Below are 21461 nucleotides of genomic sequence, written 5' to 3' on the forward strand. Positions count from 1 at the left end.
CGGCGTTTGCTGCAGATGCGCATAGACCTGCCAGCGCCATCACCGGGGATCAAGGGGAACCGGGCCACAATCGCGGCACCCCGGCGTTTTCGCAGGGGTGCCGCGCGATTTATTCGCTTGCGCGGAGGACGGCGGCGGGGCGGACAGACAAAGGCCGCCAAGCAAACAGCAGACTGGCCAGCAAGGTGGCAAGGATACCGCCCAGAACGACGCCGATTGCGTTGGACCAGACCACTGCGAAATCGCTTTCCATCACAAAGGTCATGATCGCCCATCCGCCGGTGATACCGGCGAGCAAGGCCACCAATCCGGCTCCCGCCCCAAGCAGGGCAGAGCGAATCGCAAAGCTTTGCAAGATCCTGCCGCGTGATGCGCCAAGCGTTTTGAGAACCGCTGCCTCGTAAGTGCGAGCGGTTTCGCCTGCCGCTGCGGCGCCGATCAGCACAAGGAAACCGGTCAGCAAGGTGGCGGCGGCACCCCAGCGCACCGCGCTTGCAATGCCATCCAGCAACTCTGACACCCTGTCGATGGCGTCCTTTACGCGGATGGCGGTGATGTTGGGGTAAGCGTCGGCCAAATCCCGCAGGATCTGCGCCTCTGCCTCGGGCTCGGCGTAGACGGTCGAGATGAAGGTGTGTGGCGCACCTGCGACCGCTGCGGGATTGAGGGTGAGCACAAATCCGATGCCAGCGGTGGAAAAATCCACCTCACGGAAGGAGGTCACGGTGGCAGTGATGTCGCGCCCGAGGATGTTGATGGTGATCGTATCGCCCAATTTCAGACCGATTTCTTCGGCCTCTTCGGCGGCAAAGCTCACCTGTGGCGGGCCGGTATATCCGTCTGGCCACCAGGTGCCACCGGTGACAGTGGTTCGGCTATCGGGTTGGGCCGCATAGGTGATACCGCGATCTCCGCGCACGACCCAGTGTTCGCCTGCAACGTCCCGCGCGTTCTGGCCGTTAATGCGGGTGATGATCCCGCGCATCATTGGCGCGCTGTCGACGCGACTGACAGCGGGGTCATTTTCGACGCGCTCCAAGAAACCGTCCATCTGGTTTTGCTGGATGTCGACAAAGAAATAAGACGGTGCACGGTCCGGCAGATCACGTTCAATCGCAGACCGGAAATTTCCGTCAATCTGCCCGATTGATGCCAGAACGGCCAGCCCAAGACCCAGCGATAGCACGACGGCAGAGGCACTTTCGCGCGGACCCCCGATGCTGGACAGCGCCCATCGCCATGCCGGTCGCCCGCGTGTCAGGCCGGTTGCGTGGCGTGCTGCCCATCGCAGCAGCCAAGCCGCGCCGACCAAAAGGATAAGCGCACCAAAAATGCCACCGGCGGTCGAAAACGTAAGCCACAGGTCACCGGAAAACAGCGCGGCGGTGCCGACCAAGCCCGTCATAAGAAGTACGGTCGCAATGACATAGCGTGTCGCGGGCAGCGGTTTCGCCCCGTCCAGCGCGTCACGGAACAGGGTGGCTGCGCGGACCTCCTCGGCGCGGGCCAGGGGCCATAACGTGAAAAGCAATGCGGTCAGAACACCATAAAGCGCGGCCTCCATCAAAGGGGCGGGGTAAATGGTGAAAACAGTGGGGATGGGCAATGCTGTGGCGATCACAGGGGACAGCAAAAGCGGCACGCCCGCGCCCAACAACAAGCCGATCGCAATGCCCAGCAGGGACAGCGCGCCAATCTGGATAAAATACGTCAGAAAGATCGTTTGCCGCGACGCGCCGAGGGTTCTGAGCGTCGCGATGACTGTCGTTTTATTGGCGAGGTAGGCCCTGACAGCGGCGGATACTCCAATGCCGCCAACCGCCAGCCCAGATAAGCCAACCAGCACGAGGAAACTGGCCAGACGGTCGACGAAACGGGCCACACCCGGTGCTCCGCGTCGCGAATCCCGCCACCTTAAGCCGCTGTCTTCGTAAAGAGCCTCGGCCTCAGCGCGCGCCTCGTCCAGATTGGTGCCTTCGGGCAAAAGAAGCCTGTATTCGGTCTCGAACAAAGACCCCGCAGACAAAAGGCCGGACCCTTCCAGATCAGACGTTCTGACGATGGTCCGAGGCCCCAAGCCAAATCCATCGCCAGCATCGTCAGGTTCCGTGACGATACGCGCGCGCAAGGTAAACTCGGCCTCGCCCAGTCGAAAGTCATCGCCGATCTGCAGGCCCAGTCGATCCGCCAGAACGGGCGCCATCACGCCACCGCGATTGTCTAGGGCTTCGCTTAGCGAGATATCGGGATCCAGCACCATTTCACCCAGCAGAGGGTAGGCCGAATCCACCGACTTTACCTGCGTCAAACCCCGTTCGGTTTCGCCATCGCGGGTCACCGTGGCCATAGACCGGAAATCTGTGATCTCGGACATGTCCGTCGAAATCGATTCAAGGTAGGCGCGTTCTTCGTCATTGGCGAAGCGGTAGGTGAATTCGGCCTGCGCATCGCCACCCAACAAAATCGCCCCCTGATCCTGTAGGCCAGCCTGAATCGCCGAGCGCACGGAGCCCACGCCAGCGATGGCGGCGACCCCAAGCGCCAGACAGGCCAAAAAGATGCGAAACCCGCCGAGTCCTCCCCGAAGTTCACGACGCGCGAAACGGCTTGCAACCGCCAGCGTCATTCTGCGGCCTCTACCGCGGCGGCGGTAGCAATCAGCCCGTCGCGCAGCCGGACGGTCCGGTCGCAAAGTGCTGCAAGCTCGGGGGCGTGGGTCACAAGGACCAAAGTTGCCCCATGCGCCTGTGACAATTCGAACAGCAGATCGGTGATGGCCTGCCCATTTGCACCGTCCAGATTGCCGGTCGGCTCGTCCGCCAAAAGGATGCGAGGGCGGGGCGCAAGTGCCCGTGCCAAGGCCACCCTCTGTTGTTCGCCACCAGACATTTGTGCCGGGTAATGATCGCCACGATGGGCAAGCCCGACCTTATCCAGCATACCCCGGGCTCGGTCAAAAGCGTCGCGTTCGCCTGCAAGTTCCAGAGGTGTGGCGACGTTTTCCAGCGCGGTCATCGTCGGGATCAGATGGAAGCGCTGAAACACGACGCCCATGTTGTCACGCCGGAAACGGGCCAGGGCATCCTCATCCATCATGGTCAGCTCTTGTCCCAAGGCTGTGACCTGCCCGGTCGTGGCCCGTTCCAGCCCGCCCATGATCATCAACAGTGACGATTTCCCCGAACCCGACGGTCCAACGAGCCCCAAGGTTTCACCCGCAGCAACCTCCAGATCGATGCCATGGAGGATTTTTACCATCCCGGCATTGCCCCGCAGGCTTAAGGTGACATGTTGGAGGGACAGGACTGAATCGGGCATAAGGACGCTCTAGTATGGTTTCCGCACAAGGATATGGGGTCATCCTTCCCCGCAGCAAGGCATGGTCGGCCGTGATGGTGACCATTTGGTTGACGTTGGGCCAGAGCGCACAAGCGGACACCATGCATTTGTTGGCTTTGGGCGATAGCCTGACGCAAGGCTATGGCCTGCCTGCTGAAGCCGGATTTGTACCTCAGTTGGAAAAATGGCTTTCGGAACAAGGGCATGATGTTCAGATTGTGAACGGGGGTGTGTCCGGTGATACGACCGCTGGCGGGTTGTCCCGTGTTGCGTGGTCTTTGACCCCGGATATTGACGGAATGATCGTTACTTTGGGCGGTAACGATTTGTTGCGCGGGATTGATCCCGATACGTCACGAGAAAACATCTCTGGTATCTTGGACGTGGCGGAGGAGAATGAAGTTGAGGTCTTGCTGATCGGCATGTCAGCGCCCGGCAACTACGGCCAGGATTACAAAGCGAGGTTTGATGCGCTGTACCCGGATCTCGCTGAGGACTACGGCACTGTATTTTCGGAGCAATTTTTTGCAGGGATTATGGAGAACGGCGACACGCCTGCCGCAGTAAGCGAATTCATGCAGGCGGATGGCATTCACCCGAATGCAGTCGGCGTCCAAAAGATCGTTGCCGAAGTCGGACCAAAAGTTGAGGAGCTGTTGCTACGTATTTCTGGGCGTGGAGAAGACTAAGCGATCACTCTGTTTGGATTCGGTGGCGCGGGCGGAGTTGCCATGCCGAACAGGATGAGCGCCATGCCGATAGACAAAGAGCTAACGAAATAGGTCGTGATTCCCATCAAGACGGAAGCGTCAAACATCAGCCAAGACGTGAGTGCAAAAACCACCCCAACAACGCTGCCAAATGTGAGTGCGACTATGGCCATTTTGTTCTCCCTCCGCTGCAACGTAGGAGAATTCTACTACCAAGTCGTTAATTTCTTGAGACCAGTATAAGGTCTTTATCGGGCAATTATTGCACGTAAGGCCAAACGTGGCAGGCGCAACAGCATCCTATACAGTATGTTAGTATAAGTCGTTTCGCCGGCAAGTAATTGAAGAAACATGCGTTTCAGGAACTTCGAGTTTTTGAAGCCGCGGACAAAGGTTTGCCTTAAAGCTTTACGGAACATTAATTGGCGTAACAAACGTGCTTGGCGCAGCTCTTTGTGAATGGGGCGAAGCGATTTGCGATAGATGGGGAGAGCTTTGTCGGCTTGACCGCAGGTTAGAGCCTGCACCGCCGCTTCTGCGGCCAAGCGACCGCTGTGCATGGCGTATCCGATTCCCTCACCGGTGATCGGATCAACCAGCCCTGCAGCATCTCCAACGAGTAATACACGGCCGCGTCCGGGAACTGAACGGAATGTACCAAAGGGTAAAAATTGGCCTTTTACGGTCACGTCTTCCTTACAGCCTAGGCGCTCTAGGTAGTCAGACAGCGCTGATTTCATGGAGGCATTTTCGGACATAAGTCCCCCGAGGCCAATCGTAATGGTTTTGGTTTTAGGGAATTGCCATCCATATCCCCACTCGGCGGCGCCAAAATCAATGCGCAAGGGGGTATTCGCCCCGGGAACCGGTCGCTCCACCTCTAATGCGAAGCCGATGGTCTTGCGGTCAAAGGCTGTTCCAAAAAGCGTTTTCGCTGTTGGGCTGTTCACGCCGTCTGCTGCGATGATCGTCTGTGCAGAAATGGTTATCTCACCCACGCGAACCAGTAGCTTATCAGGTACTACTTCAATCGTCTGTCCGGTGTATGTATCAGCCCCAAACTGGATAGCGCGATCGAGCAAATAAGCATCCAAATCCCTCCGCATACAAAGATGGATGGGAGGGGCCTTGCGCTCCGTGCCTAACGCCTCGCCGAAGGCGTAAAACTCGAAACTGTCACGCACCTCCATATCGATGGCGGGCAGGGTTTCATCGAATATTTCCGAAAAGATCTGGGTCGCACGCACTGTGAGACCCCCGCCGCAAAGCTTATCACGCGGAAACCTTTTTTTGTCGACTAATGCGGTTTTAAGCCCTGACTTCGCTGCGATAGCTGCCGCGGCGCTTCCGGCAGGACCTGCGCCAACGACAACAAGGTCATAACGAACCAAGTCCGAGGCTTTCACAAAACGGTAACTTTAGTGCCGACGGGAACGCGTGGGTAAAGATCCATGACATGTTCGTTGATCAGGCGAACACATCCGTTGGACACAGATTTCCCGATAGAACGCGGGGCTGTTGTTCCGTGGATCGCGTTAAACGTGTAACGGCCGTCGCGATACAGATACAGCGCTCGGGCTCCGAGAGGATTCCCCGGCCCGCCCGGTTGAACATAATCGTTATCGATAAATTTGCTATATGCGGTCGGATCGCGTTCGATCATGGCGTTTGTCGGGCGCCATGTCGGCCATTCCTTTTTTCCGCCCACGTAAAACTCGCCGGAAATTGCCTGACCGGCCTTGCCGAAGCCAACACCGTAACGCATCGCAGAGCCGGGCTCGTCGATGTAGTACAGGAAGTGCGCACGTGGCAGGATGAAGATCTGACCAGCGGCTGCGTCGGCTTTCATACTAACGCGCTGAGGTTTGAAGATAGGATCGACTTCAAACGCAATCGCAGGGCTTGCAAGGGTCGCGGCTGCAGCGGCAGCGAATGTACGGCGTGTGATCATGACGGTACTCGTTTCGTGGCAGACCTTACCGGAATGGCCTCCCGTAATCTAAAAAGCAATCCCGACGGGTCGAAAACGTCGGTAACAAGCGCGTGGGCAGCGGCAGTGTTGTGACGCATTTGCAACTATATTACTCAGTCAGGGACATCGGCGTTTCGTCCTGCCAAAATCGCGCTGATGAGATACGCCTGCTTCGGATCCATTCCTGCAAGTATTGCTGCGGCCGAATCAGACCGCATACGACCAAGAAAGCCGGCTGCGAACTCGGGATCCATCTCAGCAAAAACTGCCGCTGCCTGCTTGGGCTTCATATTGGTATAGACTTCTGTGAGCTGGTTCAAATCACCTTCTGCCGCCTCTGTCGCGGCTTGGTAGGTCTCAGACACGCGACGTTCTATTTCTTTAAGCTGTTCCAGTTTAACCCGCATTTCAGCCTCGAATTTTTCCAAGGTCTCTTTGCGCGCAGCGTAATTCTGTTCTCGCTCTTCCAATTTTGCTTCACGATCTTTGAGCAACTGCAGAAGGGGCATCAAATCATCGTCTTCAATAGTCATAAGACGTATCGGCGTGTCTAGAATATCGGCGGGTGGTTCGGAAGTTTCGTTGGCTTCGATGATAGTTTCATCAGTCTCGGTCTTCGCCAAGGCTTGCGATGCTCCCACGCCCGCTCGCGTGAGAGCTGAAAGAAGCAGCAAAAAGCCGATTGCCGCAAGTGCTCCGCGTTGACGGCCTTTCGACGTCGTAGTGGAGGGTTTAGAAGGGGTTTTTTTAGCCATCGGCCTGATTTAACTCCTGGAACGTCGCCGAAAGATGGGTTCAACCGTTTCGTCTTCCGGATTCGGGGTGTTCGGTAAATCGTGCATGGAGGCCACCAAAAGCTCCAATCGACGCGCTGCATCTTCTGCGCGTTCCGTTAATTCTTCGAGAGAACGAGACGATTCCCCAGCGCTGTCTTGCGCCGATGTCAACGTACGGGTTAGATCGTCAACCTGTGCTGACAAAACAGCGACAGCGCCCCCTACACCTTTTTCAAGATCCGTAAACTTGCTGAGACGTCTGCTCAGCACGAAGCAGTAGAAACCTGCGCCCAAAGCGCCTGCAACCAACATTATGTCAGCAATTAATTCCATTATGACACCCTAATTAAGCACGAATTCGAGGACCAATAGATCCCTCACGCGCCCTTCCCCGGCTACGACTTTGAGTCTGCGAAGCATTTGGCCGCGCAACTTAATTAGAATGCCAACCTTTTCAAACTCCTGCGGATCAAGGGCGCGCAGATAGCCGTTCAGTACATCCTGAATACGGGGCATCAAGGTTTCCACTTCAACAGCATATTGGGAGGGAACCTCCATACTTGCTCGAAATCTCAGGTGTTTGGCTGACAAGCCGGGCGGCAAAGAAACAACAATCTGTGGAATTTCGATAAAAGTAACGTCTGGAACATCGAATGTCTCAATTTCCTCAGTTTCCTCGACTTCTGTTTGAGGCGCTTCTTCGGAAGTACCTCCGACAATACCGGATTGTACGGCGAAAAAGCCACCGCCCCCGCCCAAGAGAGCAAGCACCAAACCGATAATAATCGGCAATTTAGAAGATTTGCTTTCATCGACATTTTCTTCGTCGAGTGCCGCGTCCGACATAGTGAACCTCTTTTCCAGACTCGGAGCGAAATTAGCGCAAAGGGGCTAACTGATTGTTAAGCGGAGTGGGGCAAAAGTCGGACCACCGAACAGAATGTTTGGACGGAGGTCGGTTTGAACCAGATTATGAACAGTTGGGGTGCCTTGGGCGGGCGGCAACGTATTGTTGTCCTAGGGGCTACGTTTGCGATGGTGTTGGCGGTATGGGGGCTTGCGCGCTTGGCCTCGTCGCCGAATTACGCGTTGCTTTATGCTGGTTTGGAAAACGGCGCTGCGGGAGATGTGGTTAAAGCGCTCGAAGCGCGGGGAGTTCAGTACGACGTCCGTGGGGCTGCAATCTTCGTACCCGAGGCGGACCGCGATTCGCTTCGGCTTACCCTCGCCAGTGAGGGGATGCCTGCGAACAGCGGGCAGGGGTATGAGTTGCTGGACGGCTTGTCGGGGTTCGGAACGACCAGCCAGATGTTCGATGCAGCTTACTGGCGTGCAAAAGAGGGCGAGCTGGCACGTACAATTGTGTCGAATCCATTAATCGCCAGCGCCCGCGTGCACATTGCGAATAGCAGTGCGAACCCGTTTCAAAGGGATGTTTCGCCAACGGCGTCAATCTCGGTCACCACGACGGGCGGAACCCTTTCAGTTACACAGGCGCGCGCTTTGAAGTTCCTTGTCGCCTCAGCGGTGCCAGGCCTTGAACCCGAAAGCGTGTCTGTCATTGACGGCAATGGCGGGCTGATCGCGGCGGAAGATGATGCCACAGGCGGTCCAAGCGCGGACGACAAAGCGACTTTGCTCCGTGATCGGGTTCAACGGCTGATGGAAGCACGCGTCGGGCAGGGGAATGCCGTCGTCGAAGTCAGTGTAGACACCGTCACGGAAAGCGAGCTGATCCGTGAGCGCAGCTTTGATCCCGAAGGTCGTGTGGTGATTTCCACCGATACCGAAGAAAGCTCGGACACCTCCCAAAATCAGGGCGGGGGCGATGTGACCGTGGCGTCCAACTTGCCAGACGGCAACGCTGGGGGGGGCGACAATTCCTCTGCGCAGAGCAACGATACGCGCGAGCGCATTAACTACGAGGTCTCAGAGACCACGCGAGAAATCACGCGTGTTCCCGGTGCAATCAAACGCCTGACTGTCGCCGTCTTGGTAAACGGAACCTATGAGGACGACGGGAATGGTGGGCAAACCTTTGTGCCGCTACCTCAGGAAGAACTGGATGCGCTGAGGGATCTTGTGGCGTCAGCCGTGGGCTTCGACGAAGCGCGCGGTGATGACATCACTCTCCGCTCGCTGCCGTTTGAGCGTCCAGAGGGGCTTGGCACCGGTCCGGTCGAGCCGGGCATTTTCACCGGTGCCATTGATACAATGCGTTTGATCCAGATCGGGGTGTTGGCGTCGGTGGCGTTGATCCTTGGTCTGTTCGTTGTGCGTCCGGTTTTGGCAAGCGGCCAGGTCGCAGGGGCTGAGAGTGCGGCCGCTCTGCCTGCGCCAGAAGGTGACATGAACGCGGACGCTGGCCCTGCTTTGGATGGGGAAATTGAACCGCTCGGTGGCTTTGGAGATTTGCCGATGATGGGAGACGGGCCGGATTTCAGCGGGCTTGGCATGGGCGATTTCGACGGCGGATCAGACGATGATCCAGTGGACCGCCTTCGCAACCTGATTGAGGAGCGGAAGACAGAAACGGTCGAGATTCTGCGCAGTTGGCTTGAGGATGATCGGGAGAAGGCAAGTTGACCGCGCTTCAGGATCTGCTTGAAGATTTCGGATTGGGCCGGCCGGCTCCCGATGACGCCCCAATGCCCACCGAAAACATGGTGAATGAATCAGAGGTAGAGGGGCAAAAACTGGAAGCCTTTGAAAAAGGCTATCGGGCGGGCTGGGATGATGCTGTCAAAGCGTACAGCGATGAGCGTAGCCATTTAAGCGCGGGATTGGGGCAGCATCTGCAGGATCTGTCGTTCACATATCACGAGGCTTACGGCCAGATGATGAAGGCGGTCAATCCGTTGCTGAACGAGATGGTCACGGTGCTGCTCCCGCAGGTCGCCCGTGCGGCGCTGGGCGTTCATATTGCAGAGCAGCTGGAACAGCTGACCGCTGAAATCGGCGGCGCCGCGGTCGAAATTGCTGTTTCACCGAACAAGCTGGAAGCCGTGTCAGAACTGTTGGACGGGGATTTCGGGTTTCCCCTGCGCTTGGTGCCCGATGACACGTTGTCCGACGAACAGGCCGATATTCGGTTCGGTGAACAGGAGCGCCAGATTGATCTGGGGGAATTGATCGCCTCTGTCATCGAGGCCGTTCAAGGCTTTGCCTACGAAAACCAAAGGAAATTTAACCATGGATAATCCGCAGCCCAGTCAGTCTTCGGGGGCGACACCTTTTACATCGGTGCCAATCGAAATCACCGTTTCCGTTGGCAAAGCCCGCCCATTGGTTCGCGAACTTTTGCAGCTGAACGAAGGGTCGGTTTTGAGCCTCGACAAACAGCTCGATGATCCTGTCGAATTGTATGTGGGCGAAAAACTGATCGGGATTGGGGTGCTCGAAGTCGTCGAGGGTGACGGGCAAGGGCAACTTGCCGTGCGCCTGACCGAAGTTGTCGATTTGCAAAGCCCGGCCTGACGACTGTGCGCTTTTGCATTGTCCTGGCCTTGGCGTGGGGGCTGTTGATCGCCCACCCCGCAACGGCGCAGTCCATCGCCATTGATGTGGGGGATGGCGGTTCCGTGACTGCGACCTCGGTGCAACTGATTGCCCTGATCACACTGCTCAGCCTTGCGCCGGGCATCGCGATCATGATCACCTGCTTTCCGTTTATGGTGACTGTTCTATCCATCTTGCGGCAGGCCGTGGGCTTGCAGCAGTCCCCGCCAAACATGCTGATCGTCAGTCTGGCGTTGTTTCTGACCTATTTCGTGATGGAGCCGGTCTTTACCGAGGCTTGGGAAAACGGCGTGCAACCCCTGATCGAGGAAGAGATCGAACTGGAACAGGCCGCCGTTCGTGGGATCGCCCCATTCCGTGATTTCATGGCCGGCCGGACCGACCCGCAGACATATCAGGCGATGGCAGACCTGAGGCCGGACGCGGCAGACACCACATTGGCGCCAGAGGCACCGTTGTCTGTCTTGGTCCCGAGCTTCATGTTGTCAGAGGTCGCCCGCGCCTTTCAGGTCGGCTTCCTGATCTTCCTGCCATTCCTGATCATCGATCTGGTGGTGGCAGCGGTTTTGATGTCCATGGGCATGATGATGGTGCCGCCGGCCATTGTGGCACTGCCGTTCAAGCTGGCGTTCTTTGTGGTCGCCGATGGGTGGAGCCTTCTGGCTGAAAGCCTTGTGCGCGGATATTTTTAGCCGTTCCCGCGCTCCATCGGGTGATCATCCTCGTCCGCGTGCAAATGGCGTTCGCCGCGGGCATGCGACAGGGCGATCTGCTTTTGGCGCTCGCGAAAGCGGGCCTTGTCCTCGTCGGATGTCTGGTCGACACACAGATGGCACGACACGCCATGTTCATATTCGGGGCGGTCGCGATCCTCTGGCAGGATCGGGCGGCGGCAGGCGTGGCACAGCACGTGAGGCCCCTCGGCCAATCCATGATCGACCGAGACGCGCCCGTCAAAGACAAAGCACGATCCGTTCCATGTGCTGTCAGAGGCGGGAACCTCTTCAAGGTATTTCAGAATGCCCCCCTTGAGGTGGTAAACCTCCTCTACCCCTTGTCCGATAAGAAAGTTTGTCGATTTTTCGCAGCGGATCCCGCCGGTGCAGAACATTGCGATCCGCTTGTTGTGGAAGCGGTCCTTGTTCTTTTCCCACCATTGCGGGAACTCGCGAAACGTCGCGGTTTCAGGGTCGACGGCGCCCTCGAATGTTCCGATGGCGACTTCGTAATCGTTTCGGGTGTCGATCACCGCCACATCGGGTGAGGTGATCAGGGCATTCCAGTCCGCGGGGTCGACGTAGTGGCCGACCTTGGCCTTGGGGTCCACGTCCGGCTGGCCCATTGTAACGATTTCCTTTTTCAACCGCACTTTCATTCGGGCAAAGGGGCGATCAGTCGATGTGGACAGTTTCCATTCCAGATCAGAGCAGCCGGGCAGGGTGCGGATATGTGCCAGCACCGCATCGATTCCAGCCTTCGGCCCGGCGATGGTGCCGTTGATCCCCTCATGCGCCAGCAGAAGCGTCCCCGTCACATGGCTGGACTGACACAGGTCAAGCAGGGGCGCGCGCAGGGCGGCCGGATCAGCGAAGTGGGTGAAGTGATACAGGGCGCAAACGGTATACATGGCGGTGCGATACTCCGGCACAGATGTTCGAACAATCGATTATTTCGCCGCGAGCGCAAGCCCGTGCACCACGGCGGTGAAAACTTCGGTATCAACTTGGCGGGCCTGAGGCAGTGCTTTGGCCATGGCCGCACGAACAGCCCCCAGCAGGGATGAGCCGCCCACAAAGACCACGTGATCGACCGTCTCCGGCGTGACATCGACGTCGCTGAGCGTTTCCAAAGCCTGCGCCGCGATCTGTTCGGCGTAAACGGTCAACACGCCGCGTAATGCGTCCTGCTCCAGATCCATGCCCAGCCCCCGTTCGATCACGCGCAGATCAATGCGGCCAGTCTGCGATTGATTGGCGCTGATCTTTCCGGCCTCAACAGCGTAGGCGATGTCATGGCCCAGATGGCTTTGCAGCACGTCCTGCAGCCGCTCGAAGGGCGCGGGATCGGGAGCCAGCCGCGTCCAGCGTTCGACTTCGCGCAGGGTGGCAGGCTCATAGACAAAGGGGATCTTTTCCCAGCTTGCCAGATCGTGAAACAAGGCCTTGGGCGCGCTATGGGTGCGACTTCCCAGTTCGGCCCCGATGGGCGCCTCGTACCCGAAAAGCGGCATAGCAAAACCAAGGCTCATCGCTTTGTCGAAATCGGTTCCTCCCAAACGCAGCCCTGTGGAATGCAGCACATCGGTGTCCGCCCCGCGCCGGTCGCACAGGGTGAAATCCGACGTGCCGCCGCCGATGTCCACGATCAGGCTTCGGCCCTGCACATCGGCGGCCAAAGCGGCGGCTTCGGGTTCTGGCAGGAAATCCACATGCTTGAATCCGGCCATCCGATAGGCGTCGGTCAAATCGCGAAGCGCCTGCTGGTCGCGCTCATCGGACGCAGAGTGAAAGCGTACAGGCCGACCCGACAGGGCGCTGTCAAATTGCAAGCCGGTGTGGGCCTCGGCGCGACTGCGGATTTCGGCCAGAAAGCGGGCGATGATTTCGATCAGAGTGATCCGCTCGTTCAGGATTCGGCGGGGCTCGCGGGCCAAGGGTGTGCCAAGGATGGATTTCAGCGCACGCATGAACCGACCTTCGGCACCATCGCGCATCGCGCGGGCCGCGGCAGATCCGTAGGTGTACTTGCGCTCCGCGAAATCGACGAAAACGGCGGTTGGCAGCGTGTCGTTGCCGTCCTCCAGCGGGATCACGTAAGGTCTCTTGCCAGCCATGACGCCCGCAGCGGTGTTCGACGTGCCGAAGTCCAGTCCAAGCTGCGCCATAATGGATTCCTGCCTTTTTCCGAAAACAGGCGAAATAACGATTGCGCGGCGCTATGGCAATCCTGTCCGAAAACATTACTGTCCCGCGAAACGAGGGAGCAGACCATGCATGCGTTGATCGTCATTGATGTTCAGAACGATTTTTGTCCGGGCGGGGCCCTTGCCGTGGAGGGCGGTGATGACATCATCGACGGGATCAACGATCTGATGCGCACATCGGATGCTGTGATCCTGACGCAAGATTGGCATCCGGCGGGGCATGAGTCCTTTGCCTCGACCCATCCGGGGCGCAGCGCCTATGAGCAGATCGACATGCCATACGGGCCGCAGGTTCTATGGCCGGACCATTGCGTCCAAGGCACCACCGGGGCCGCGTTCCACCCGCGGCTGGATCATGATCGTGCGGATCTGATTGTGCGCAAAGGGTTCCGTCCGCACATCGATAGCTACAGCGCCTTTTTCGAGAATGACCAGACCACGCCCACCGGGCTAGAGGGCTATCTGCGCACCCGTGGGATCGAAAGGCTGACATTGGTCGGATTGGCGACGGATTTCTGCGTAAATTTTTCTGCAGTTGATGCTGCCCGTCTGGGGTTCTCCGTCGATGTCCGCGAAGATCTGTGCCGCGCGATCGACATGGGTGGCTCACTTGATGTGGCCCGTGCGGGGATGCGAACGGCAGGGGTGCTTTTGCGCTAAATTGGAGGCTTAATCTGTTGTTAATGGACTGAACCTACCGTCTCGCGACGTTTTAGGGCAGATTCCATGCAGATACGAGACGCGGCGCGCAGCGCTGCAGAGGCCAGTTTTCAAGCGCGCTACGGGCAGGATGTCTTGCTCGGACGCTACATTACGGCCCGTATCAATGATTTCTTTACCCGTTTGGTGGCCACAGCCATCGGTGGTTTAGTGATCTGGCTGATCACCACGCCGGAGGCCGCGCTTTTGTGTCTGGTTGTGGTTCTGGTAGGCGAGGCGATTGATCTGGGCTGTGCCGCCTATGCCCGGCATCGCCTTCATTTGGGCGCGTCGTTACAACCATTGCTGCGGATCACAGCCGTGTCGGCAGGGCTGCAATCGCTGACCATATCGTTCTGCGTCTTGTTGCTGCTGTCTCTCGCCACCTCGGATGAGGCATCCCTGATCGCGCTGTGTTTTTTGATGGCCTCAGCGGTCAATGCCGGTTTCATCATGACGCATCACCGCACGGCCGCGTGGTCAAAACTGGTCATCCTTGCAGCCTCGGTCGTGGTCTTTTTGGTCATGGATACGCTGCATTCGGAACAGTTCGGCACGCGGCAGGTGATCCACCTCCTTGAGGTGATGTTGCTGGGCTATGTGACCTATATGTTCGTCGCTTTTGCGGTGCGAAGCTGGGAAAAACGTCTCAGCAAAGAACGGCAGCTTTTGCTACGGGCGGCGCAACAGGAGGCGACCAATCACGATCTCAAATGCGCGCAACAAAGGGCCGAACAGGCGGCGCAGGCCAAGTCGGCCTTCCTAGCCACCATGAGCCACGAAATACGCACGCCCCTCAACGCCGTCATCGGGATGAGCGATCTACTCGGGCAGACGAACCTCAGCTCGGATGGCCGATCCTATGTGGAGACGATCCGCACCGCATCGACGTCTCTGCTGGGCATTATCAATGATGTGCTGGATTTTTCCCGCCTCGATGCCGATCAAATGGCGTTCGAGGATGAGCCTTTTTCGCCGACCGATTGTATTGCGGCGGCGACGCGTTTGTTGACGCCGATGGCGCAGGAAAAGCACCTGTCCCTTGTTCTGGCGGATGACGGCTCTCTGCCGGTCCGCGCCAGCGGGGACGAGGGGCGGTTGCGGCAAATCCTCGTCAACCTGATCGGCAACGCGATCAAATTTACCGACGTGGGCGAGGTTAAGGTATCGTCACGAACCGTTCCTGCGGACAATGGCTGGCGGCTGATTGTCCGCGTGTCTGACACGGGCATCGGGGTGCCCCCTGAACGGGCTGACGCGATCTTCGAGGTGTTTCAGCAGGCAGAGGCTGCGACGACCCGGCGTTTCGGGGGCACCGGACTTGGCCTGCCGATCAGCCGCGCACTGGCGCGCCGCATGGGCGGTGACGTCCGCTTGCTGCCGACTCCGGAGGGGCAGACCGGGGCGGTGTTCGAATTGTCGATCAAGATTTCGCGGGCCGCATCGGTGGTGCCCGCACGCTCTCCCGCGTTGGCCCCGGTGGCCAAGGCGATCTCCCGGCCAATCCGCGTGGTGCTGGCGGAGGACAATGGCACGAACCGCATGTTGGTGCAGCAATTCCTCAAAGACCAGCCCATCAAATTGCATATCGCGGTAAACGGTCGCGAAGCGGTGGACCTGACGCAAAGATTGCAGCCCGAGGTGGTGCTGATGGATATGTCCATGCCAGAGGTCGACGGGCTGGAAGCCACGCGCCGCATCCGCCGTCTCGATATCCGCCAGCCCAAGATCATTGCGTTGACGGCAAACGCCTTTGCCTCCGACCGAGATGCCTGCGTCGCGGCGGGGATGGACGACTTTCTGACCAAGCCGATCCGCAAGCCCGTGCTGGTTGGCGCGCTGGCCCATGCAGCCGCAGACGATAAAACGCGTTCACAACCCGTGCCGGACATCGTATCAGGGTCCGACCGCGAGGAAGGGAGCGTGCCTTGGACATCGCCACAAGAGTCTGGAACCACAAGTGGAAGATCGATCCGATCGTCCGGTCCCTGATTGATACCGATTTCTATAAATTGCTGATGTGTCAGTCTGTGTTCCGCAACAAGCGGGACACGCAGGTGACCTTTAGCCTGATCAACCGGTCGTCCAGCGTGCCCTTGGCCAAGCTGATCGACGAGGGCGAGCTGCGCGAGCAGCTTGATCATGTGCGGTCCCTGTCGCTGACCCGTGGCGAAAGCACATGGCTGCGCGGCAACACGTTTTACGGCAAGCGCCAGATGTTCCGCCCGGATTTTATGGAGTGGTTCGAAAACATGCGCCTGCCCGCCTATCATCTGGAACGGGTTGGCGACCAATACGAGCTGACGTTCGAAGGCAACTGGCCCGAGGTCATGCTGTGGGAAATTCCGGCGCTCGCGATCCTGATGGAGTTGCGCGGGCGGGCCGTGCTCAATGACATGGGGCGTTTTGAGCTTCAGGTTTTGTATGCCCGCGCCATGACGAAGCTGTGGGAAAAGGTCGAACACCTGCGCAAGGTTCCGGATCTGCGGATTGCGGACTTCGGCACCCGCAGGCGGCATTCCTTTTTGTGGCAGGACTGGTGCGTGCAGGCGATGCTTGAAGGGCTGGGGGACAGTTTTGCCGGCACCTCGAACTGCCTGATCGCAAAGAACCGCGATCTCGAAGCGATTGGTACCAACGCCCATGAGCTGCCCATGGTCTACGCGGCTTTGGCCGAAGATGACGCCGATCTGGCCCGCGCGCCCTATGACGTGCTGGCAGACTGGCACGAGGAGCATTCGGGCAATCTGCGCATCATTCTGCCCGACACCTATGGCACCGAGGGCTTCTTGCGTCATGCGCCTGATTGGTTGGCAGGCTGGACCGGCATCCGGATTGACAGCGGTGACCCTGCCGCGGGCGCAGAGACGGCGATCCGCTGGTGGACAGAGCGCGGTGAAGACCCGCGCGATAAACTGGTGATCTTCTCAGACGGGCTGGACGAGCGGAAGATCGTCGAACTTTCCCAACAGTTTGCGGGCCGTGTGCGCGTGTCCTTTGGTTGGGGTACTTTGTTGACGAATGACTTCCGTGGTCTTGCGCCGAATGATGCGCTGGCGCCGTTCTCGTTGGTGTGCAAGGCGATCAGCGCCAATGGCCGCCCCACGGTCAAACTGTCGGACAACCCGAACAAGGCGATGGGCCCGGCCGAGGAAATCGCACGCTACAAACGCGTCTTCGGCGTGGGCGACCAACAGGCACAGGACGTGGTGGTGTAACGCATCGGTTGCGCGAAAGCGTCACCTTGGCCCGGCGGCCGTTCTTGGGCTTTTCTTGTCTGACGCGGGGGGGTAATCCCCTTGGCGAAGGAGTTTACCATGGCACCCATCGACCCACAGCCCGGCATTATGGACATCGCCCTGTACGAGGGCGGGAAGTCCAAGGTTGCAGGCGTCACCAATGTTGTGAAGCTCAGCTCGAACGAGAACCCGTTCGGCGCAAGCCCCGCAGCCAAGGAAGCGGTGGCACGCTCTGTCCATGAGCTGCACCGCTATCCGTCGACGGACCATGCAGAGCTGCGCGCCGCCATTGGCGAGGTCCATTCCGTGGACCCCGCGCGGGTGATCTGTGGTGTCGGCTCGGACGAGATCATCACCTTTCTGTGTCAGGCTTACGCTGGTCCGGGGGATGAGGTGCTGTATACCGAGCATGGCTTTGCCATGTACCGCATCAGCGCGCTGGCCGCAGGGGCCACGCCGGTCGAGGTCAAGGAACGTGACCGTGTGACCTGTGTCGACAACCTGTTGGCGGGCTGCACGGATAAGACACGGCTTGTGTTCATCGCGAACCCTAACAACCCCACCGGCACCATGATCGGCATGGCCGAGATCGAGCGTCTGGCAGAGGGGATTCCCGACAATTGCCTGCTGGTTCTGGACGGGGCCTATGCGGAATATGTCGAAGGGTATGACGGCGGCGCGCGGCTTGTAGATGTGCGCGACAACGTTGTGATGACACGGACTTTCTCCAAGCTTTACGGCTTGGGCGGTTTGCGGGTCGGCTGGGGCTATGGGCCGGCGCATGTGATTGATGTGCTCAACCGGTTGCGTGGGCCATTCAACCTGTCCGGTACGGCGCTGGCCGCGGCCGAGGCCGCCGTGCGCGATGCCGCCTACGCCGAGAAATGCCGCAACGACAACACGCGTCTGCGCAGCATCCTGTCGGAATCTCTGGCAGAACACGGTGTGCCCTGTGACACGTCCATGGCCAACTTCGTTCTGGCGCGCTTTGCCGACCAGGCCGAGGCCGAGGCTTGCGACGCCTATTTGCAGACACAGGGGCTGATCGTGCGCCGCGTGGCTGGCTACAACCTGCCCAACTGCCTGCGCATCACCGTGGGGGATGAACCCTCGGTCCGGCGGGTGGCCTATTGCATTGGTCAGTTCAAGGCAGGCGCGCGGTGAGCGTTGTCTACCAGAAGGTCGCGCTGATCGGGCTGGGCCTGATTGCCGGGTCGATGGCATGGGCGTGCAAACGCGACGGGCTGGCCGCTGAAATCCGTGGCTACGCGCGCTCCGCCGAAAGCCGTGACATGACCCGCCGGTTGGGGTTCTGTGACGTGGTGTGCGACAGCCTTGAAGAGGTCGTCCAAGACGCAGATCTGGTGGTCTTGGCGACACCGGTCGGTGTGATGGGCGCGATTGCCCAGACCATCGCCCCACATCTGAAACCCGGCGCGGTGGTGATTGACGTCGGATCGGTCAAACGGACCGTGATCGAAGAGGTCCAGCCCCATATCCCCGAGGGGGTGCATTTCATTCCCTGTCACCCGATGGCAGGGACGGAACATTCCGGCCCTTCGGCGGGATTTGCCGGTCTATTCGACAACCGCTGGTGCCTGATCGTGCCCGTGGACGGCACGCCAGAGCCTGAGGTCGCGCGGCTCGAGAGCTTTTGGCAGCAACTCGGCGCCATGACCGAACGCATGGATGCAGAACATCACGACATGGTCTGCGCCGTCGTCAGCCATATCCCGCACCTGATTGCCTACACGATGGTGGGGGTCGCGGACGATCTGCGCCGTGTGTCCGATCAGGAGGTGATCAAGTTTTCGGCGGCAGGGTTTCGGGATTTCACCCGTATCGCGGCCAGCGACCCGACCATGTGGCGCGATGTCTTTTTGACAAACAAAGAAGCCACGATCGAGATGCTGGGACGGTTCACCGAGGAACTCTTTGCCCTGCAGCGCGCCATTCGCACCGGCGATGGTGAGCAGCTTCACGCCTATTTCACCCGCACACGGGCGATCCGGCGTAGCATCCTTGAGGCAGGTCAGGATACGGATAAACCGGACTTTGGCCGCGGCGGCTGATTGACAGGGGTGGGATTTTACATGGTGCGTTGGTTTGTACTTGGCTTGCTTGTGGTGCTGACCGGCTGTGGCCGGGGCGGGGATGAGGCGGAGAAAAACGCCAAGGTTCTGCGCGAACGGTTTGCCGGGATGGGCAGCGTTTGTGGCGATCCGACCCTGATCGGAGAGGCCATTGGCGAGGTCGAGGGCAACGGCGCATGTGGCATCCGCAACGGCATTCGCCTACGCGCGCTGGATGGCGTGGCCTTGTCCACACCGGCGACGATCAACTGCGGCACCGCCCGTGCGCTCAAGACATGGATCAACACCGGCGCGCGCCCTGCTGTGGGCGGCATGGGCGGTGGCGTCAGCGAGTTGAAGGTGGCGGCGTCCTACGCCTGCCGGACGCGCAATCACAAACGCGGTGCCAAGCTGTCAGAGCATTCAAAGGGCAACGCCATCGATATTTCGGCGGTCCGTCTTGTGGACGGAACAGAGCTTTCGGTGCTGAATGATTGGCGGTCGCGCGACAAGGGGGCCGCGTTGAAACAGATGCACAAGGCCGCTTGCGGGACCTTTGGCACCACGCTTGGCCCCGGATCGGACGGCTTCCACGAGGATCACTTCCACTACGACATTGCCAAGCATCGCGGTGGGGCCTACTGCCGCTAAGGCGGGCTAGCGGTCAAAGCCCGGCGTGCCTTTGTCCTGCGGGTTGCGCCCCAAGTGGCGCGCGCGGATCTGATCGGACATCTGGCGGGAGCCATCGTGGCTCCATCCCGGTGGGGCCACGCAATACATGAGTCGGTCGCGCCAGCTGAGCCCCGGTTGGCGCACATCCGACCAGATGCTTTGCCATTCATGAAAGGCCACGCGCAGCGGGTTAAAGGTGCCCAGATTGCGCACCAGCCCATAGTCAGGTTTGTCGCTGTCCAGTTCGGGCACAAAGGTGCCAAACAGCCTGTCCCAGATGATGAAAACACCACCGTAATTGGCGTCAAGATACCGGGGATTGCGCCCGTGGTGCACGCGGTGATGGCTGGGCGTGTTCATCACGGCCTCGAACCAGCGGGGCAGGCGGCCGATGGCTTCGGTGTGAATCCAAAACTGGTAAATCAGGTTCAGGCCCCCCACGAACAAAACCAGAGCGGGGTGAAATCCCAACAGGATCAACGGCGCGCGCACCACCATCATAAAGGTGAACGTATAAGTCCACGTCTGCCGCAGGGCTGTCGTCAGATTGTAATGCTGGCTGGAGTGGTGATTGACGTGGCTGGCCCAGACCCAGCGGATGCGATGCCCAAAGCGGTGCACCCAGTAATAACGCAGGTCATCCAGCACAAAACACAAGACAATCACCGGCCATGACAGGCCCAGATCAAGCGGCGTCACCTCCCACAGCAGGGTGAAGAATCCCCAGGCGACGAACCCCAGCGCAAGGCCAGAGGCCACATTGCCTGCTCCCATAATCAGCGAGGCCACGGTATCGCGGGTTTCATACCGGCCCCCGCGCCCTGTTTTCCAGATCCACACCAGTTCGATCACAATGGCCGCCGCAAAGAACGGCACGGCAAGCTGAACCACGTCTGGAAAAGTGATCTGGTCGGTCAACGGTCGCCTCCTTCGATGACGCGGGCCCATGCGCGGGCCTCTTGCGGGGTCAGGATCAACCGCAGGCGCGGCGCGCTGCTGTCCGGCAGGCGCAGGTCCAATCCGGTGGGAAGCGCCTTGGCCCGTGCGCCGCGCAGCAGCCGTGCCGTGCTGTCCGCCCCCATGGGCCAGACAAGTCCGGGGCCGTCGTCGGTCATCACCAGTGCTGCCGCGCGTTTCGCGGTCAGCGTGACAGTGCCCGCTGGCAGGTCGGGAAACTCCCGTGCCCAAGCGGCTCGGGCATCGTCTTCGGTGTCAAAGGTCTTGGGGCGCGACACGCCGCTAAGGTGCACCAGTGCGATGACACCGGCGATCCCCAGCACGACCAATGCAAACAGAATGGGTAACGGCATGTGTCCTCCGGCAGGCATGGTTGCCAGCAGGTCGGGTTTTGTCAAAGCCTATTGGGACAGAATTTTGCCACATTTGGCGGATTTGCGAATCGCTGTGGTCGGGCTGGGGCTGCTTGACCTGTCCGAAAATCCCACTGTGACCCAGCGTATTACCCGGCATAACGCGAGCAATGTCAGGCATGGTGAATGACTGTTTCGCAGTCGCGGCCAATAGGTCGATTGTGGCAAAA

General features: G+C 59.2%; 23 protein-coding genes. 11 read left to right on the top strand and 12 right to left on the bottom strand.

The features are described from left to right. Positions 1-109: 109 nt before the first annotated feature. Entirely contained in the window at positions 110-2626 is a 2517-nt protein-coding gene (locus ACN5AZ_RS15210) for an ABC transporter permease (RefSeq protein WP_419429750.1), read from the bottom strand. After that, positions 2623-3318: an ABC transporter ATP-binding protein gene (locus ACN5AZ_RS15215; protein WP_419429751.1), complete on the bottom strand. Its 696-nt coding sequence runs from the start codon at positions 3316-3318 to the stop codon at positions 2623-2625. The genes ACN5AZ_RS15210 and ACN5AZ_RS15215 overlap by 4 nt, the downstream gene beginning before the upstream one ends. Positions 3319-3332: 14 nt before the next feature. On the opposite strand from ACN5AZ_RS15215, the gene ACN5AZ_RS15220 reads away from it, so the two are divergent. Next, a complete protein-coding gene (locus ACN5AZ_RS15220; protein ID WP_419429752.1) occupies positions 3333-4028 on the top strand; it encodes an arylesterase in 696 nt (231 codons plus the stop codon). Here the strand turns inward: ACN5AZ_RS15220 and ACN5AZ_RS15225 are convergent. From ACN5AZ_RS15225 to ACN5AZ_RS15250, 6 genes are all read right to left on the bottom strand, one after another. Beyond that, positions 4025-4222 (bottom strand): hypothetical protein, encoded by a 198-nt coding sequence (locus tag ACN5AZ_RS15225; protein WP_419429753.1) that lies wholly within the window; start codon positions 4220-4222, stop codon positions 4025-4027. The genes ACN5AZ_RS15220 and ACN5AZ_RS15225 overlap by 4 nt on opposite strands. A 75-nt stretch (positions 4223-4297) precedes the next feature. Then, the gene (locus tag ACN5AZ_RS15230) at positions 4298-5440 is read right to left on the bottom strand and encodes a geranylgeranyl reductase family protein (RefSeq protein ID WP_419429754.1); all 1143 of its coding nucleotides are present in this window, start codon (positions 5438-5440) and stop codon (positions 4298-4300) included. Between the two features lie 11 nt (positions 5441-5451). After that, positions 5452-6000: a L,D-transpeptidase gene (locus tag ACN5AZ_RS15235; RefSeq protein ID WP_419429755.1), complete on the bottom strand. Its 549-nt coding sequence runs from the start codon at positions 5998-6000 to the stop codon at positions 5452-5454. A 134-nt stretch (positions 6001-6134) separates the two neighbouring features. Then, positions 6135-6776, bottom strand: coding sequence for a MotE family protein (locus tag ACN5AZ_RS15240; protein WP_419429756.1), 642 nt, complete (start codon positions 6774-6776; stop codon positions 6135-6137). Positions 6777-6785: 9 nt separating this feature from the next. After that, complete coding sequence (locus ACN5AZ_RS15245) at positions 6786-7130, bottom strand: hypothetical protein (RefSeq protein WP_419429757.1); 345 nt, start codon at positions 7128-7130, stop codon at positions 6786-6788. 9 nt (positions 7131-7139) lie between these two features. Next, positions 7140-7643 (bottom strand): flagellar basal body-associated FliL family protein, encoded by a 504-nt coding sequence (locus ACN5AZ_RS15250; RefSeq protein ID WP_419429758.1) that lies wholly within the window; start codon positions 7641-7643, stop codon positions 7140-7142. 126 nt (positions 7644-7769) lie between these two features. Between ACN5AZ_RS15250 and fliF the strand changes: the two genes are divergently transcribed. The 4 genes from fliF (at position 7770) to fliP (ending at position 11008) form a co-directional block, all read left to right on the top strand. Continuing rightward, entirely contained in the window at positions 7770-9383 is a 1614-nt protein-coding gene (gene fliF / locus ACN5AZ_RS15255) for a flagellar basal-body MS-ring/collar protein FliF (RefSeq protein WP_419429865.1), read from the top strand. A gap of 62 nt (positions 9384-9445) precedes the next feature. Continuing rightward, entirely contained in the window at positions 9446-9997 is a 552-nt protein-coding gene (locus ACN5AZ_RS15260; protein WP_419429759.1) for an ABC transporter ATP-binding protein, read from the top strand. Next, complete coding sequence (locus tag ACN5AZ_RS15265) at positions 9990-10274, top strand: FliM/FliN family flagellar motor switch protein (RefSeq protein ID WP_419429760.1); 285 nt, start codon at positions 9990-9992, stop codon at positions 10272-10274. Before ACN5AZ_RS15260 ends, ACN5AZ_RS15265 begins: the two co-directional genes overlap by 8 nt. 5 nt (positions 10275-10279) lie before the next feature. Further along, positions 10280-11008 carry a flagellar type III secretion system pore protein FliP gene (gene fliP, locus ACN5AZ_RS15270; protein WP_419429761.1) on the top strand — a complete coding sequence of 243 codons (729 nt, stop codon included), beginning with the start codon at positions 10280-10282 and terminating at the stop codon, positions 11006-11008. On the opposite strand, the gene ACN5AZ_RS15275 is transcribed toward fliP, so the two are convergent. Continuing rightward, positions 11005-11943 carry a rhodanese-related sulfurtransferase gene (locus ACN5AZ_RS15275; RefSeq protein WP_419429762.1) on the bottom strand — a complete coding sequence of 313 codons (939 nt, stop codon included), beginning with the start codon at positions 11941-11943 and terminating at the stop codon, positions 11005-11007. The genes fliP and ACN5AZ_RS15275 overlap by 4 nt on opposite strands. A 39-nt stretch (positions 11944-11982) precedes the next feature. Further along, positions 11983-13200 (bottom strand): Hsp70 family protein, encoded by a 1218-nt coding sequence (locus ACN5AZ_RS15280; RefSeq protein WP_419429763.1) that lies wholly within the window; start codon positions 13198-13200, stop codon positions 11983-11985. A 105-nt stretch (positions 13201-13305) separates the two neighbouring features. On the opposite strand from ACN5AZ_RS15280, the gene pncA reads away from it, so the two are divergent. The 6 genes from pncA (at position 13306) to ACN5AZ_RS15310 (ending at position 19900) form a co-directional block, all read left to right on the top strand. After that, complete coding sequence (pncA, locus tag ACN5AZ_RS15285; protein WP_419429764.1) at positions 13306-13899, top strand: bifunctional nicotinamidase/pyrazinamidase; 594 nt, start codon at positions 13306-13308, stop codon at positions 13897-13899. A gap of 66 nt (positions 13900-13965) precedes the next feature. Then, positions 13966-15930 (top strand): response regulator, encoded by a 1965-nt coding sequence (locus ACN5AZ_RS15290; protein ID WP_419429765.1) that lies wholly within the window; start codon positions 13966-13968, stop codon positions 15928-15930. Beyond that, positions 15867-17156 (top strand): nicotinate phosphoribosyltransferase, encoded by a 1290-nt coding sequence (gene pncB / locus ACN5AZ_RS15295; RefSeq protein ID WP_419429766.1) that lies wholly within the window; start codon positions 15867-15869, stop codon positions 17154-17156. Before ACN5AZ_RS15290 ends, pncB begins: the two co-directional genes overlap by 64 nt. Before the next feature lie 99 nt (positions 17157-17255). Continuing rightward, positions 17256-18341, top strand: coding sequence for a histidinol-phosphate transaminase (gene hisC, locus ACN5AZ_RS15300; protein WP_419429767.1), 1086 nt, complete (start codon positions 17256-17258; stop codon positions 18339-18341). Next, positions 18338-19249 carry a prephenate/arogenate dehydrogenase family protein gene (locus tag ACN5AZ_RS15305; protein ID WP_419429768.1) on the top strand — a complete coding sequence of 304 codons (912 nt, stop codon included), beginning with the start codon at positions 18338-18340 and terminating at the stop codon, positions 19247-19249. The genes hisC and ACN5AZ_RS15305 overlap by 4 nt, the downstream gene beginning before the upstream one ends. Before the next feature lie 21 nt (positions 19250-19270). Beyond that, positions 19271-19900: an extensin family protein gene (locus ACN5AZ_RS15310; protein ID WP_419429769.1), complete on the top strand. Its 630-nt coding sequence runs from the start codon at positions 19271-19273 to the stop codon at positions 19898-19900. A gap of 6 nt (positions 19901-19906) precedes the next feature. Here the strand turns inward: ACN5AZ_RS15310 and ACN5AZ_RS15315 are convergent, their stop codons facing one another. Together ACN5AZ_RS15315 and ACN5AZ_RS15320 are read right to left on the bottom strand one after the other, a co-directional pair. Then, a complete protein-coding gene (locus ACN5AZ_RS15315; RefSeq protein ID WP_419429770.1) occupies positions 19907-20839 on the bottom strand; it encodes a sterol desaturase family protein in 933 nt (310 codons plus the stop codon). After that, entirely contained in the window at positions 20836-21231 is a 396-nt protein-coding gene (locus tag ACN5AZ_RS15320; protein ID WP_419429771.1) for a hypothetical protein, read from the bottom strand. The genes ACN5AZ_RS15315 and ACN5AZ_RS15320 overlap by 4 nt, the downstream gene beginning before the upstream one ends. Between the last annotated feature and the right edge of the window lie 230 nt (positions 21232-21461).

It is taken from the genome of Sagittula sp. SSi028 (genome assembly GCF_048553715.1).
In the GTDB taxonomy this organism is placed as follows: Bacteria; Pseudomonadota; Alphaproteobacteria; order Rhodobacterales; family Rhodobacteraceae; genus Sagittula.

Coding starts and splice junctions, on each gene's coding strand:
- ACN5AZ_RS15210 (WP_419429750.1), bottom strand. CDS start 2,626: ATGACGCTGGCGGTTGCAAGCCGTTTCGCGCGTCGTGAACTTCGGGGA.
- ACN5AZ_RS15215 (WP_419429751.1), bottom strand. CDS start 3,318: ATGCCCGATTCAGTCCTGTCCCTCCAACATGTCACCTTAAGCCTGCGG.
- ACN5AZ_RS15220 (WP_419429752.1), top strand. CDS start 3,333: ATGGTTTCCGCACAAGGATATGGGGTCATCCTTCCCCGCAGCAAGGCA.
- ACN5AZ_RS15225 (WP_419429753.1), bottom strand. CDS start 4,222: ATGGCCATAGTCGCACTCACATTTGGCAGCGTTGTTGGGGTGGTTTTT.
- ACN5AZ_RS15235 (WP_419429755.1), bottom strand. CDS start 6,000: ATGATCACACGCCGTACATTCGCTGCCGCTGCAGCCGCGACCCTTGCA.
- ACN5AZ_RS15240 (WP_419429756.1), bottom strand. CDS start 6,776: ATGGCTAAAAAAACCCCTTCTAAACCCTCCACTACGACGTCGAAAGGC.
- ACN5AZ_RS15245 (WP_419429757.1), bottom strand. CDS start 7,130: ATGGAATTAATTGCTGACATAATGTTGGTTGCAGGCGCTTTGGGCGCA.
- ACN5AZ_RS15250 (WP_419429758.1), bottom strand. CDS start 7,643: ATGTCGGACGCGGCACTCGACGAAGAAAATGTCGATGAAAGCAAATCT.
- fliF (WP_419429865.1), top strand. CDS start 7,770: ATGAACAGTTGGGGTGCCTTGGGCGGGCGGCAACGTATTGTTGTCCTA.
- ACN5AZ_RS15260 (WP_419429759.1), top strand. CDS start 9,446: ATGCCCACCGAAAACATGGTGAATGAATCAGAGGTAGAGGGGCAAAAA.
- ACN5AZ_RS15265 (WP_419429760.1), top strand. CDS start 9,990: ATGGATAATCCGCAGCCCAGTCAGTCTTCGGGGGCGACACCTTTTACA.
- ACN5AZ_RS15275 (WP_419429762.1), bottom strand. CDS start 11,943: ATGTATACCGTTTGCGCCCTGTATCACTTCACCCACTTCGCTGATCCG.
- ACN5AZ_RS15280 (WP_419429763.1), bottom strand. CDS start 13,200: ATGGCGCAGCTTGGACTGGACTTCGGCACGTCGAACACCGCTGCGGGC.
- pncA (WP_419429764.1), top strand. CDS start 13,306: ATGCATGCGTTGATCGTCATTGATGTTCAGAACGATTTTTGTCCGGGC.
- ACN5AZ_RS15290 (WP_419429765.1), top strand. CDS start 13,966: ATGCAGATACGAGACGCGGCGCGCAGCGCTGCAGAGGCCAGTTTTCAA.
- hisC (WP_419429767.1), top strand. CDS start 17,256: ATGGCACCCATCGACCCACAGCCCGGCATTATGGACATCGCCCTGTAC.
- ACN5AZ_RS15310 (WP_419429769.1), top strand. CDS start 19,271: ATGGTGCGTTGGTTTGTACTTGGCTTGCTTGTGGTGCTGACCGGCTGT.
- ACN5AZ_RS15320 (WP_419429771.1), bottom strand. CDS start 21,231: ATGCCGTTACCCATTCTGTTTGCATTGGTCGTGCTGGGGATCGCCGGT.